12 protein-coding genes are annotated in these 12,127 nt (G+C 45.5%); 9 read left to right on the top strand and 3 right to left on the bottom strand.

Translation table 11 applies throughout. The annotated features are described in order from the left end of the window. Positions 1-137 precede the first annotated feature (137 nt). Together VJL_RS20720 and epd are read right to left on the bottom strand one after the other, a co-directional pair. Positions 138-1,298 (bottom strand): phosphoglycerate kinase, encoded by a 1,161-nt coding sequence (locus VJL_RS20720; RefSeq protein WP_038870336.1) that lies wholly within the window; start codon positions 1,296-1,298, stop codon positions 138-140. Between the two features lie 153 nt (positions 1,299-1,451). Further along, positions 1,452-2,489 carry an erythrose-4-phosphate dehydrogenase gene (gene epd / locus VJL_RS20715; protein WP_038870338.1) on the bottom strand — a complete coding sequence of 346 codons (1,038 nt, stop codon included), beginning with the start codon at positions 2,487-2,489 and terminating at the stop codon, positions 1,452-1,454. Between the two features lie 199 nt (positions 2,490-2,688). On the opposite strand from epd, the gene VJL_RS20710 reads away from it, so the two are divergent. Next, positions 2,689-2,925 carry a hypothetical protein gene (locus tag VJL_RS20710; protein ID WP_038870340.1) on the top strand — a complete coding sequence of 79 codons (237 nt, stop codon included), beginning with the start codon at positions 2,689-2,691 and terminating at the stop codon, positions 2,923-2,925. Positions 2,926-2,975: 50 nt separating this feature from the next. Here VJL_RS20710 and tkt read toward each other — a convergent pair whose 3' ends face one another. After that, a complete protein-coding gene (tkt, locus tag VJL_RS20705) occupies positions 2,976-4,970 on the bottom strand; it encodes a transketolase (protein WP_038881148.1) in 1,995 nt (664 codons plus the stop codon). Positions 4,971-5,337: 367 nt separating this feature from the next. Between tkt and metK the strand changes: the two genes are divergently transcribed. From metK to ruvX, 8 genes are all read left to right on the top strand, one after another. Then, positions 5,338-6,492, top strand: a complete 1,155-nt coding sequence (metK, locus tag VJL_RS20700) for a methionine adenosyltransferase (RefSeq protein WP_038868143.1) — start codon at positions 5,338-5,340, stop codon at positions 6,490-6,492. A 279-nt stretch (positions 6,493-6,771) separates the two neighbouring features. Then, the gene (locus VJL_RS20695) at positions 6,772-7,569 is read left to right on the top strand and encodes a DUF2189 domain-containing protein (RefSeq protein ID WP_038881145.1); all 798 of its coding nucleotides are present in this window, start codon (positions 6,772-6,774) and stop codon (positions 7,567-7,569) included. A gap of 66 nt (positions 7,570-7,635) precedes the next feature. Beyond that, entirely contained in the window at positions 7,636-8,133 is a 498-nt protein-coding gene (locus VJL_RS20690) for a SprT family zinc-dependent metalloprotease (protein WP_038881143.1), read from the top strand. Between the two features lie 150 nt (positions 8,134-8,283). Then, positions 8,284-8,979, top strand: coding sequence for a deoxyribonuclease I (endA, locus tag VJL_RS20685; protein ID WP_038881140.1), 696 nt, complete (start codon positions 8,284-8,286; stop codon positions 8,977-8,979). A 147-nt stretch (positions 8,980-9,126) separates the two neighbouring features. Continuing rightward, entirely contained in the window at positions 9,127-9,858 is a 732-nt protein-coding gene (rsmE, locus tag VJL_RS20680) for a 16S rRNA (uracil(1498)-N(3))-methyltransferase (protein ID WP_038881137.1), read from the top strand. 14 nt (positions 9,859-9,872) lie between these two features. Further along, complete coding sequence (gene gshB, locus VJL_RS20675; RefSeq protein ID WP_038881134.1) at positions 9,873-10,823, top strand: glutathione synthase; 951 nt, start codon at positions 9,873-9,875, stop codon at positions 10,821-10,823. A 111-nt stretch (positions 10,824-10,934) separates the two neighbouring features. After that, positions 10,935-11,498 carry a YqgE/AlgH family protein gene (locus VJL_RS20670; protein WP_038868129.1) on the top strand — a complete coding sequence of 188 codons (564 nt, stop codon included), beginning with the start codon at positions 10,935-10,937 and terminating at the stop codon, positions 11,496-11,498. A 53-nt stretch (positions 11,499-11,551) separates the two neighbouring features. After that, positions 11,552-11,977: a Holliday junction resolvase RuvX gene (gene ruvX, locus VJL_RS20665; RefSeq protein WP_038868128.1), complete on the top strand. Its 426-nt coding sequence runs from the start codon at positions 11,552-11,554 to the stop codon at positions 11,975-11,977. Positions 11,978-12,127 lie beyond the last annotated feature (150 nt).

The raw sequence follows: 12,127 nt of genomic DNA, 5'->3' as shown, positions 1-12,127 counted from the left end.
ATCTGTCGTTTTATAAACAAAACTTGTTAAATTGAAAATCTTGCAAACGTTTGCTCACAACTGAGGCTATTTTAGCAGAGTTCCTCTCGCGTTGCAGCAAACAAGAAAGCGGGAGAGGACTCCCGCTTTACTGAATATTACTTAGCGCGTGCTTCTAGCATTTCAACTGCTGGAAGAACTTTACCTTCTACGAACTCAAGGAAAGCGCCGCCGCCAGTAGAGATGTAAGATACGTCAGCTTTGATACCGAACTTGTCGATAGCCGCTAGCGTGTCACCACCACCTGCAACAGAGAAGCCTTCAGAAGATGCGATAGCGTCAGAGATACCTTTAGTACCAGCTTCAAAGTTCTTGAATTCGAATACGCCTACTGGACCGTTCCATAGGATAGTCTTAGCGTTCTTCAAAATTTCTGCTAGTTCAGCAGTTGAATCTGGACCAAGGTCGAAGATCATGTCGTCGTCTTGTACTTCAGAAACGTGCTTGATTTCAGCTTCTGCGTTCTCGTCGAATGCTTTCGCACATGCAACGTCAGTTGCTACTGGAATTGCACACTCGTCCATTAGCTTCTTAGCTGTTTCAACTAGGTCTGCTTCGTATAGAGACTTACCAACGTTGTGGCCAGCAGCTGCGATGAATGTGTTAGCAATACCACCACCAACAACTAGTTGGTCAGCGATTTTAGATAGAGACTCAAGAACCGTTAGCTTAGTAGAAACTTTTGAACCACCTACGATAGCAACCATTGGACGAGCAGGCTTGTCCATTGCTTTACCTAGTGCTTCTAGTTCGTTAGCTAGTAGAGGACCCGCACATGCTACGTCTGCGTGCATGCCTACACCGTGAGTAGATGCTTGTGCACGGTGAGCGGTACCGAATGCGTCCATTACGAAGATGTCACATAGAGCAGCGTATTGCTTAGACAGTTCTTCTTCGTTTTTCTTCTCGCCTTTGTTAAAGCGAACGTTTTCAAGAACAACTAGCTCACCAGCGTTTAGTTCTAGACCGTTTAGGTAATCTTTCGCTAGTTTAACTTCGCAATCTAGTGCGTCGTTTAGGTAGTTAACTACTGGTTGTAGAGAGAACTCTTCAGCGTATTCACCTTCAGTTGGGCGACCTAGGTGAGAAGTAACCATTACTTTAGCGCCTGCTTCTAGACAGTGCTTGATAGTTGGAAGAGATGCGATGATACGTGCATCAGAAGTTACTTTACCGTCTTTTACTGGCACGTTTAGGTCAGCACGGATAAATACACGTTTACCTGCAAGATCCAGGTCAGTCATCTTGATTACAGACATGATGTGTCCTCTCAAATATTAAATAATTAAAGTTTTTAAAAACTCGGCAATCCTGCCAAGCCCGTTAATTCTTCAAACTGGTTATTGATATGGAGATACGTCAGATTTATTTCAAGGCTTAAAATAAAAAAATTCTCCATCGCTTCCTCACCATTAAGGCTCCACTTGTGAAGAAGCTTGCATTGCTAAAGCGGTATCCAGCATCCGGTTAGCAAAGCCCCATTCGTTATCGCACCAAACAAGCATTTTTACGAGTTGCCCGTTGCTCACTCGAGTCTGAGTTCCATCCACAATGGCACTGTGGGGATCATGGTTAAAGTCGATGGAAACGAGCGGCGATTCAGTATAGTCAACAATGTTACGTAATGTACACTGAGATGCGTTAACAATGGTTTGATTTACGTCATTAACTTTCACATTTGTACTAATTGTGACACTTAAATCCATCGCGGTGACGTTAACTGTCGGAACTCGAACCGAAATGGCTTCGAATTTGTTGGAAAATTTCGGGAAGATTCTTTCAATTCCCTTATGCAACTTAGTATCGACAGGAATGATGGATTGACTGGCAGCACGAGTACGACGTAAATCATTATGATAAGCGTCAATCACCTGCTGATCGTTCATTGATGAATGGATAGTAGTAATGGTGCCCGACTCAATGCCAAAGGCTTCATCTAAGACTTTAATGATAGGAACGATACAATTCGTCGTACACGAGCCATTAGAAACAATGCGATGCTCGCCTTTTAGCGTTTCATGGTTCACGCCATAAATAATGGTGTTGTCGAGGTCATTTGCACCAGGGTGAGAAAACAGGACTTTCTCTGCACCTGCTTCAATATGAGCTAAGCCATCCGCTTGTGAGCCAAATACGCCAGTGCAGTCTAAGACAATATCGACCTCTAGATCGCGCCATGGCAACAGGTCGATTTCAGCGAGGTGAAGGATTCGAATGGGGTCATATTCACCACTATCATGATGAACATAAAGATGCTCTTGATCGTGAGAGATTTTCTTTCCGAAGCGGCCATGACTGGTGTCATATTGCAGAAGATGGGCCATTGCTTCTGGTTGTGCAAGCTCATTGACAGCGACAACCTTAATTTGTTGGTGTTTACCGCTCTCATATACTGCTCGCAGTACATTACGACCGATACGTCCAAATCCATTGATCGCAACCTTTAGCATTTCTCCCTCGCCTCACCAAAAATTCGTGTCACAGATAGTACCTGATACAAAGGCAGAACGCATTAAGTAAGTGATCTCACTCGCGGTAAACTATCTTTTCACTTCACGATACATTCACATTGCCAATATATTCATTTCTGACCTCGCGTATTTCACTTGGCACTTTAACTCCTTGTTTGACCACCAAAAGGAAATTCGTATGTCAGGTTTTCCCGCTGCTCACTTTTGTCAGCGATGCAATAGAGAAACACCACACTCTGAAGTGCTGGTCCGTAAGCCAAGTCGTTATGATACGGATAAATCGATTCTTGGAACGTTAAAACTTTGGGCTCATACCTTGCTGAATGGCGGCCACTATTACGATATGGATCGCTATGTCACTTGTAAGGAATGTGGGCACAAGGAGAGAGACAACTGGGGAAAAGAATTTGAATAGGCATAAAAAAACCGAGCATTAACGCTCGGTTTTTCATTTATAACGCGAAATTACGCTAGCAATTCTTGTGCTGTGTTCACTACGTTTTCTACAGTGAAACCAAACATCTCAAACAGCTGGTCAGCCGGCGCAGACTCACCGAAGGTCGTCATACCGATGATGCGGCCGTCGAAACCAACGTACTTGTACCAGAAGTCAGCAATGCCCGCTTCTACCGCGATACGTGCCGTTACGTCTGATGGTAGTACAGATTCACGGTAAGCAGCGTCTTGCTTGTCGAATGCATCTGTTGATGGCATTGAAACAACGCGTACTTTCTTACCTTCAGCCGTTAGTTGCTCAGCAGCTTTCACTACTAGCTCAACTTCAGAACCTGTCGCGATTAGGATTAGCTCAGGCTTACCATCGCTGTCTTTCAGGATGTAAGCACCTTTTGCGATGTTCGCAACTTGCGCAGCATCACGATCTTGTTGCGCTAGGTTTTGACGAGAGAAGATAAGTGCAGTTGGCGCATCTTTACGCTCAATCGCCAGTTTCCATGCTACTGCAGATTCAACTTGGTCACATGGACGCCATGTACTCATGTTTGGAGTCAGACGTAGTGAAGCCATTTGCTCAACCGGTTGGTGAGTTGGGCCATCTTCGCCAAGGCCGATAGAGTCGTGCGTGTAAACTTGGATGTTCTGAACTTTCATCAGAGCAGCCATACGCATAGCGTTACGAGCGTATTCCATAAACATTAGGAATGTTGCGCCGTAAGGAACGAAACCACCGTGTAGCGCGATACCGTTCATGATCGCAGTCATACCGAATTCACGTACACCGTAGTGGATGTAGTTACCAGAGAAGTCGTTCGCTTCTAGAGACTTAGAACCTGACCACATGGTTAGGTTAGAAGGCGCTAGGTCAGCAGAGCCGCCCATGAATTCTGGAAGCATTTGACCAAACGCTTCTAGAGCATTTTGAGATGCTTTACGTGATGCAATGTTCGCTGGATTAGATTGAAGATCCGCAATAATTTGGCTCGCTTTTTCTTCCCACTCTGCAGGAAGTTCGCCGTTTAAACGACGTTTAAGCTCTGCCGCTTCTGCTGGGTAAGCCGCTGCGTATGCTTCAAACTTCGCATTCCAAGCTGCTTCTTTCTCAGAACCTGCTGGTTTTGCATCCCACTCAGCGTATACGTCTGCTGGAATTTCAAATGCTGGGTGTTCCCAACCTAGGAACTCACGTGCTGCTGCGATTTCGTCTGCACCTAGTGGCGCACCGTGACAGTCGTGTGAACCTGATTTGTTTGGAGAACCAAAACCGATGATGGTTTTAGTACAGATCAACGTAGGACGAGGGTCTGCTTTTGCCGCTTCAATAGCAGCATTGATCGCTTCAGAATCGTGACCATCTACAGCAGGGATAACGTGCCAACCGTAAGATTCAAAACGCTTAGGAGTGTCATCAGAGAACCAACCTTCTACGTGACCGTCGATAGAAATGCCGTTGTCATCCCAGAATGCGATCAGTTTGCCAAGGCCTAGTGTACCAGCAAGAGAACAAGCCTCGTGCGAGATACCTTCCATTAGACAGCCATCACCCATGAACACGTAAGTAAAGTGGTCAACGATGTCGTGACCTTCTTTATTGAACTGTGCCGCTAGCGCTTTCTCAGCCATTGCCATACCAACCGCGTTGGTGATGCCTTGACCTAGAGGACCAGTCGTTGTTTCGATACCTGGTGCGTAGCCGTACTCTGGGTGACCAGGAGTCTTAGAGTGAAGCTGACGGAAGTTTTTAAGATCGTCGATAGACAGCTCGTAACCGCTCAGGTGCAGTAGAGAGTAAATAAGCATAGAGCCGTGGCCGTTAGACAGTACGAAACGGTCGCGGTCTGCCCACTCTGGGTTAGCTGGGTTGTGGTTTAGGTGAGAACGCCAAAGAACTTCAGCGATATCAGCCATACCCATAGGTGCGCCTGGGTGGCCAGAGTTAGCTTGTTGAACACCATCCATGCTAAGAGCGCGGATTGCATTTGCCAGATGTTTACGAGAAGACATGTCTGCTCCTGAGTGCATTAAGCGAATTGATAAAGGAATGTGGGCGCTTTTATCTTACTAAGAAGGGATAAAAGCGCCGCAATATTCTCTCAGAGCCAAATTCTGACTGCAAACGTTTTACTCACCATTTTTGAGGTTTTAACTCAATCTTTTCGCTGATTGTCTGCATTTTTCTATAAATTCATCATCCTTCAAGCAAACGATTGGGTAATAAGTCAGATGAATTGGATTGGAAAAAGAACTTGTAATTCGAACACGGCAATTTAAAATAGACGTCTAGATGTAGAAACACCTACAAACTGTATTGTATTTTTCGTGGCAAGCTTGCGTTAGTTGGCCATGAGTAAACCTTAAGATTGGAGCTATCATGGCTAAGCACCTGTTCACTTCTGAGTCGGTATCAGAAGGTCATCCAGATAAAATCGCAGACCAAATCTCTGACGCAGTTCTTGATGCAATTCTTGAGCAAGACCCAAAAGCACGTGTTGCTTGTGAGACTTACGTTAAAACCGGCATGGTTATGGTTGGCGGTGAAGTAACAACGTCAGCATGGGTTGATATTGAAGAAATCACTCGTGAAACTGTTCGTGAAATTGGTTACGTTCACTCTGATATGGGCTTCGACGCGAACTCGTGTGCGGTTCTAAACACCATCGGTAAGCAGTCTCCAGACATCAACCAAGGTGTTGATAAAGCAGACCCTAAAGAGCAAGGCGCCGGCGACCAAGGCATCATGTTCGGTTACGCAACAAACGAAACTGAAATCCTAATGCCCGCTCCAATTACATACTCTCACCTACTTGTTAAGAAGCAAGCTGAAGTTCGTAAGAGCGGTAAACTAGACTTCCTTCGTCCAGATGCGAAATCTCAAGTAACGTTCCAATACGACCAAGGTAAGATTGTTGGTATTGATGCGGTTGTTCTTTCGACTCAGCACTGTGATTCAGTAACAACACCAGACCTACGTGAAGCAGTGATGGAAGAGATCATCAAGCCAGTATTGCCTTCAGAGTGGATCACTAAAGACACTAACTTCTTCATCAACCCAACCGGTCGCTTCGTTATCGGTGGTCCAATGGGTGACTGTGGTCTAACTGGTCGTAAAATCATCGTAGATACTTACGGCGGTGCAGCTCGTCACGGTGGTGGTGCATTCTCAGGTAAAGATCCATCGAAAGTAGACCGCTCAGCAGCTTACGCGGCACGTTACGTAGCGAAAAACATCGTAGCAGCTGGCATGGCTGACCGTTGTGAAATCCAACTTTCATACGCTATCGGTGTTGCTGATCCAACGTCTATCATGGTTGAAACGTTCGGTACTGAGAAAGTATCACACGACATCATCATTGAAGCGGTTCGTCAAAACTTCGACCTACGTCCATACGGCCTACAAGAAATGCTTAACCTGCTTCAACCTATCTACAAGCAGACAGCAGCATACGGTCACTTCGGTCGCGAAGAGTTCCCATGGGAAGCTACAGATAAAGCAGCTATCCTACGCGATTTCGCTGGCATCAAGTAATCGAGCCACACAAGAATCGATAAAGCCCTCGCCTTTGGCGGGGGCTTTTTGTTCCCTCCTCCCTTTTTCTTTCCTATCTCTTTCTTGAACAAAAATTCAGCATTTATTTGTAAATTGCCCTAACTCCGCCAATAGTTAACATAATGTTAAATGCACTTTCCGATGCATATAACGTATAGAGATAAGGTGCGGACTCACGTGATGAAAAAAGTAATGAAACGTCAGTCAGGCATCCTTTATGGCCTAGGTGCCACCGTGGGAATAAATCAAGGAGGAGTTATGCCTCGTACCGTGAATCCGTCTGACTTCCAAAATAAACGAAAGGAAGTCCCAGATAACGAATATGCCAGAACCATTCCGTGCAATACCGTGAATCTTTCGGCCCCATTCCATTGGCTCTCACTGGGTCTGCACGATTTCGTTCGTATGCCAGTCATTAGTGCCTTTTACGGCATCTGCTTTATGGCCGCCGCTATTGGTATCGTGCTTCTGGTTCAATGGCAAGGCACACACTTAGTGGTGATGCCGAGTCTGATTGTCTACATGCTAATCGGCCCATTCCTAGCACTAGGCTTATATGACGCCAGTTGGGAGAGAGAGCGTGGACACAAACCAAGCTTGTTCCATTCAATGAAAGCCATTGGACGAAATTCGACTTCTCAATGGGCATTCGCTGTAATGCTCGCGGTATGTATGATTTTCTGGATGCGAATTGCCGCTCTGCTTCATGCACTTTATCCGTCCGTTCAAGGCGCACCACTGACTGACTTCTTGCCTTTCCTAGTGATTGGCTCTCTAGTTGGCTTGGTATTAGCGTGCATCGTGTTCAGTATTTCTGCTTTTTCTATTCCTTTAATGATGGAAAGGCGTGTAGACATGATGACCGCCGTCTTTACCAGCTTTAACGCTGTGAAGTCGAACATTCCTGCGATGATCGTATGGGCAGCCATCATTTGTGGCGGTATCTTAATTGGCTTTACAACGTACGGCATAGGTATGCTCTTCACCATGCCAATCCTCGGTTATGGTACTTGGCATGCTTACCATGCAACGATCAAGAAAAAACACACGCCTTAGAAAACTGATGTTATGATCCTGCCCTCGCAAACGCGGGGGCTTTTTATTAAATATAATGAGGTAAGTGTGGATATAGAGCTGAGCTACAAAGCCAAACAAGTGATGGCAGTTTGCATCACGAAGGCGGAGCAAGCATTCAAACGTTCTTTTCCGATGCCCGCAGTCACATTTAATGTTCGTGGTAAAGCGGCAGGCAAAGCTTATCTGCAATTGAATGAAGTTCGTCTAAATCCAAAGCTTTTTAAAGAAAACCCGCAAGCTTTTCTAAAAGAAGTGATACCACATGAAGTAGCGCATCTCATTACGTACCAAGTATACGGTCGTGTTCGCCCTCACGGAAAAGAATGGCAAGGTGTGATGGAAGCCATTTTTAACGTGCCAGCTAAAACAACTCACAGCTTCGATATCGCCTCTGTGCAAGGTAAGACCTTTGAGTACCGCTGCGCTTGCACCGCCTATCCGCTCTCAATTCGACGCCACAATAAAGTCATACGTAAAGAGGCCGTCTATTCCTGCCAAAAGTGTCGAAAACCATTAAGCTTCACTGGCACTCAGCTGTCTTAACTCTCCTCACTAGAAATATTCAGATTCCTAAAACAGAGATTGTCGTTCTCAAACGGCTTCTTTTTGCCCATTATTGTTAACGCACTCATCACTAAAGCTAATTTCTGCGTGTTAGAATAAATAAAGTCATACTTTATAAAGACTTTAATCATGAAATACCTGTTCTCTTTATTCCTGTTTGCGCTTTCTAGTGCCGTAATTGCTGCGCCACCGACCTCTTTCTCTGCGGCAAAACGTGAAGCGGTTAAAATATACAAAGATCACCCAACCAGTTTCTACTGTGGCTGTGATATCAACTGGCAAGGTAAGAAAGGTGTACCGGACCTTGCTTCTTGTGGCTACCAAGTGCGTAAACAAGAAAAACGTGCTTCTCGCATCGAGTGGGAACACGTGGTCCCAGCTTGGCAATTCGGCCACCAGCGTCAGTGCTGGCAAGATGGCGGACGCAAAAACTGCACAAGAAACGACAAAGTCTTCAAATCTATGGAAGCCGACCTTCATAACCTGACACCAGCTATTGGGGAAGTGAACGGCGATCGTTCTAATTACAATTTCAGTCAGTGGAATGGTATGGACGGTGTCAGCTATGGCCGCTGTGAAATGCAGGTTAACTTCAAGCAACGTAAAGTCATGCCACCAGACCGCGCTCGTGGCTCGATTGCTCGCACCTACCTATACATGAGCAAAGAGTACGGCTTCAAACTGTCTAAGCAACAAACTCAGTTAATGAGTGCGTGGAACAAAACCTACCCTGTCGACAAGTGGGAATGTGAGCGTGACGAGCGCATTTCAAAGGTTCAAGGCAATCATAACCCATTTGTACAAGAGGCTTGTCGAGCACTGTAATTCCTCTCAAAAATACAGCGGCAAACTTGTGCTAATTGAGGCGTAACTATTTACTGCAAATGGAAACGCCTCTTGCCCCTTGTTTTTTCGGTGGAAAGCATCCATGTTAGTGTCTAAACACTCGCGTATGCAGGAAATCGAAACACGATGCGTATCCCTCGAATTTATCATCCAGAAACCATTCAACAACTTGGCGCACTCGCTTTAAGTGAAGATGCAGCAGGCCACATTGGCCGAGTCCTTCGCATGAAAGAGGGCCAAGAAGTCCTCCTTTTCGATGGCAGTGGCGCAGAATTTCCAGCCGTGATTAGTGAAGTCACGAAAAAGAATGTGATGGTTGAATTAACCGAGCGTGTAGAAAGCAACATTGAGTCACCTTTAGATCTACATCTTGGTCAGGTTATTTCTCGCGGCGATAAGATGGAATTCACGATCCAAAAGTCTGTTGAGCTTGGTGTTAATACAATCACACCTCTTATCTCTGAACGTTGTGGCGTAAAGCTAGATCAAAAACGCTTCGAGAAGAAACTCGTTCAATGGCAAAAAATCGCAGTGAGCGCTTGTGAACAATGTGGTCGCAATGTCGTGCCTGAGATCCGTCCAATCATGAGTTTGGAAGAGTGGTGTCAAGAAGCGTACGACGGTTTAAAACTGAACCTTCACCCACGAGCGAAGTACTCAATCAATACCCTGCCAACGCCTGTCGAAAAAGTACGGCTATTGATTGGCCCTGAAGGCGGTCTATCTTCAGAAGAAATCGGCATGACACGCGAACATCAATTTGAAGAAACGCTACTCGGTCCTCGCGTACTGCGCACCGAGACTGCGGCTCTTACCGCAATTACAGCCTTACAAGTTCGTTTCGGCGATCTTGGTTAAAACGGAGAAAAACAATGATCAAACTCGGTATTGTTATGGACCCAATCTCGTCCATTAACATCAAGAAAGACTCTAGCTTTGCCATGATGCTTGAAGCGCAGCGCCGCGGTTACGAAATCCACTACATGGAAATGAATGATCTTCATCTAGACCAAGGTAAAGCAATTGCGGATACCAAAGTGGTTGAATTAAAAGAAGATCCAACTGGCTGGTACGAATTCAAATCAGAGCAAACTATCGAGCTTTCTGAGTTAGATGCGGTTCTGATGCGTAAAGATCCTCCATTCGACACTGAGTACATCTACGCGACTTACATCCTTGAACGTGCTGAAGAACAAGGTGCACTGATCGTTAACAAACCACAAAGCCTACGCGACTGTAACGAGAAACTGTTCACAGCTTGGTTCCCTGAACTCACACCAACTACTATCGTGACGCGAAAAGCACAGAAGATTAAAGCTTTTCGTGAAGAGCATGGTGATGTGATCCTAAAACCACTTGATGGCATGGGTGGTGCATCTATCTTCCGCGTAAAAGAGAACGATCCAAACGTATCTGTGATCATCGAAACGCTGACTAACCACGGCCAAAACTACGCAATGGCGCAAACCTTCGTACCTGACATCAGCAATGGTGACAAGCGTATTCTTGTGGTTGATGGTGAACCAATGCCTTACTGCCTAGCTCGTATCCCTGCAAAAGGCGAAACGCGCGGCAACTTGGCTGCTGGTGGTACCGGTGAAGCTCGTCCACTGAGTGAAACTGACATGAAAATCGCACAAGCCGTCGCACCAACATTGAAAGAAAAAGGTCTTATCTTTGTTGGCCTTGACGTGATTGGCGACAAGCTAACGGAAATCAACGTCACCAGCCCAACGTGTATTCGTGAAATTGAAGCAGCATTTGATATTTCTATCACTGGTAAGCTCATGGATGCGATCGAACGTCGTATCAAAGGCGAATAACTCAAACTGTAGTACAGTTAATAGAGAGCGTTGAACATTAACTTAAGCAAACTCATGCACATATCAGTGCGTGACGTTTGCTTAAGTACCTACTGAAAGGTCGAAATGAGAATGAACCTCACAAACTATTTCTTAGTTGCTATGCCGGGAATGAAAGACCCCTACTTTCAGAATAGTGTTATCTATGTCTGTGAGCACAATGAAGAAGGTGCGATGGGGCTAATGATCAATGCTCCGGTTGATATTACAGTAGGTAGCATGCTCAAGCAGGTCGAAGTACAACCTGTTCACCCGCGCCTGTTTGAAGCGAGTTTGGACAGGCCTGTTTATAATGGTGGCCCTGTTTCTGAAGATCGTGGTTTTATTTTGCATAAACCAAAAGATTATTACGAATCGAGCATTCAAATGACTGACGAGCTGGCTGTCACCACTTCCAAAGACATCCTGTCGGTACTCGGCACAGAGGCAGAACCAAGTGACTATCTTGTTGCGTTAGGTTATTCAGGTTGGAGTGCCGGTCAGTTAGAAACCGAACTGGCTGAAAACTCATGGCTGACGATTGAAGCCACACCAGAGATCATCTTCGATACTCCTATTATCGATCGTTGGAAAAAAGCCGTCGAAAAGCTAGGTATCGATCCGAGCCAGTTATCTTCTGACGCCGGACATGCATAACCCACTTGCGTAATACGTTAAGTTTTCCACCCAATTGAGATTCGAGACACATTATGTCACGCACTGTTATGGCCTTTGATTTTGGCACCAAGAGTATTGGTAGCGCGATTGGCCAAGAAATTACTGGCACCGCTTCACCATTAAAAGCGTTTAAAGCCAATGATGGCATTCCAAACTGGGATGATATCGAAAAACAAATCAAAGAATGGCAACCAGACTTATTGGTTGTTGGCTTACCGACTGACCTGCACGGGAAAGATCTAGAAACCATTACGCCACGAGCGAAAAAGTTCGCCAACCGCCTTCAAGGCCGATATGGCTTACCTGTTGAGTTGCATGACGAACGTCTGTCGACAGCAGAAGCTCGTGCTGATTTATTCAGTATGGGTGGCTACAAAGCGTTATCGAAGGGTAACATCGACTGTCAGTCAGCGGTGGTGATTCTTGAAAGTTGGTTTGAAAACCTTTGGGGTGAGTAGACATTCAAGCACAAAGAAAAAAGGTTGGCTTCTGCCAACCTTCTTCATTTCTGGAGTAGATTATACCAATCACAGTAAATAAGTGATCAGAAATAGCGTAGGGAAAATGCTTGAGAACAAGGCGCAATTTTTCGATAAGTAGTTATTCTA

It is taken from the genome of Vibrio jasicida CAIM 1864 = LMG 25398, from assembly GCF_000400365.1.
In the GTDB taxonomy this organism is placed as follows: domain Bacteria; phylum Pseudomonadota; class Gammaproteobacteria; order Enterobacterales; family Vibrionaceae; genus Vibrio; species Vibrio jasicida.
The sequence above is the reverse complement of the archived record's forward strand: the minus strand, read 5'-3'. Positions and strand labels throughout refer to the sequence as shown.

Bases quoted from the DNA above. Each gene is read 5' to 3' on its own strand.
- VJL_RS20720 (WP_038870336.1), bottom strand. From the start codon at position 1,298: ATGTCTGTAATCAAGATGACTGACCTGGATCTTGCAGGTAAACGTGTA.
- epd (WP_038870338.1), bottom strand. From the start codon at position 2,489: ATGCTAAAGGTTGCGATCAATGGATTTGGACGTATCGGTCGTAATGTA.
- VJL_RS20710 (WP_038870340.1), top strand. From the start codon at position 2,689: ATGTCAGGTTTTCCCGCTGCTCACTTTTGTCAGCGATGCAATAGAGAA.
- tkt (WP_038881148.1), bottom strand. From the start codon at position 4,970: ATGTCTTCTCGTAAACATCTGGCAAATGCAATCCGCGCTCTTAGCATG.
- metK (WP_038868143.1), top strand. From the start codon at position 5,338: ATGGCTAAGCACCTGTTCACTTCTGAGTCGGTATCAGAAGGTCATCCA.
- VJL_RS20695 (WP_038881145.1), top strand. From the start codon at position 6,772: ATGCCTCGTACCGTGAATCCGTCTGACTTCCAAAATAAACGAAAGGAA.
- endA (WP_038881140.1), top strand. From the start codon at position 8,284: ATGAAATACCTGTTCTCTTTATTCCTGTTTGCGCTTTCTAGTGCCGTA.
- rsmE (WP_038881137.1), top strand. From the start codon at position 9,127: ATGCGTATCCCTCGAATTTATCATCCAGAAACCATTCAACAACTTGGC.
- gshB (WP_038881134.1), top strand. From the start codon at position 9,873: ATGATCAAACTCGGTATTGTTATGGACCCAATCTCGTCCATTAACATC.
- VJL_RS20670 (WP_038868129.1), top strand. From the start codon at position 10,935: ATGAACCTCACAAACTATTTCTTAGTTGCTATGCCGGGAATGAAAGAC.
- ruvX (WP_038868128.1), top strand. From the start codon at position 11,552: ATGTCACGCACTGTTATGGCCTTTGATTTTGGCACCAAGAGTATTGGT.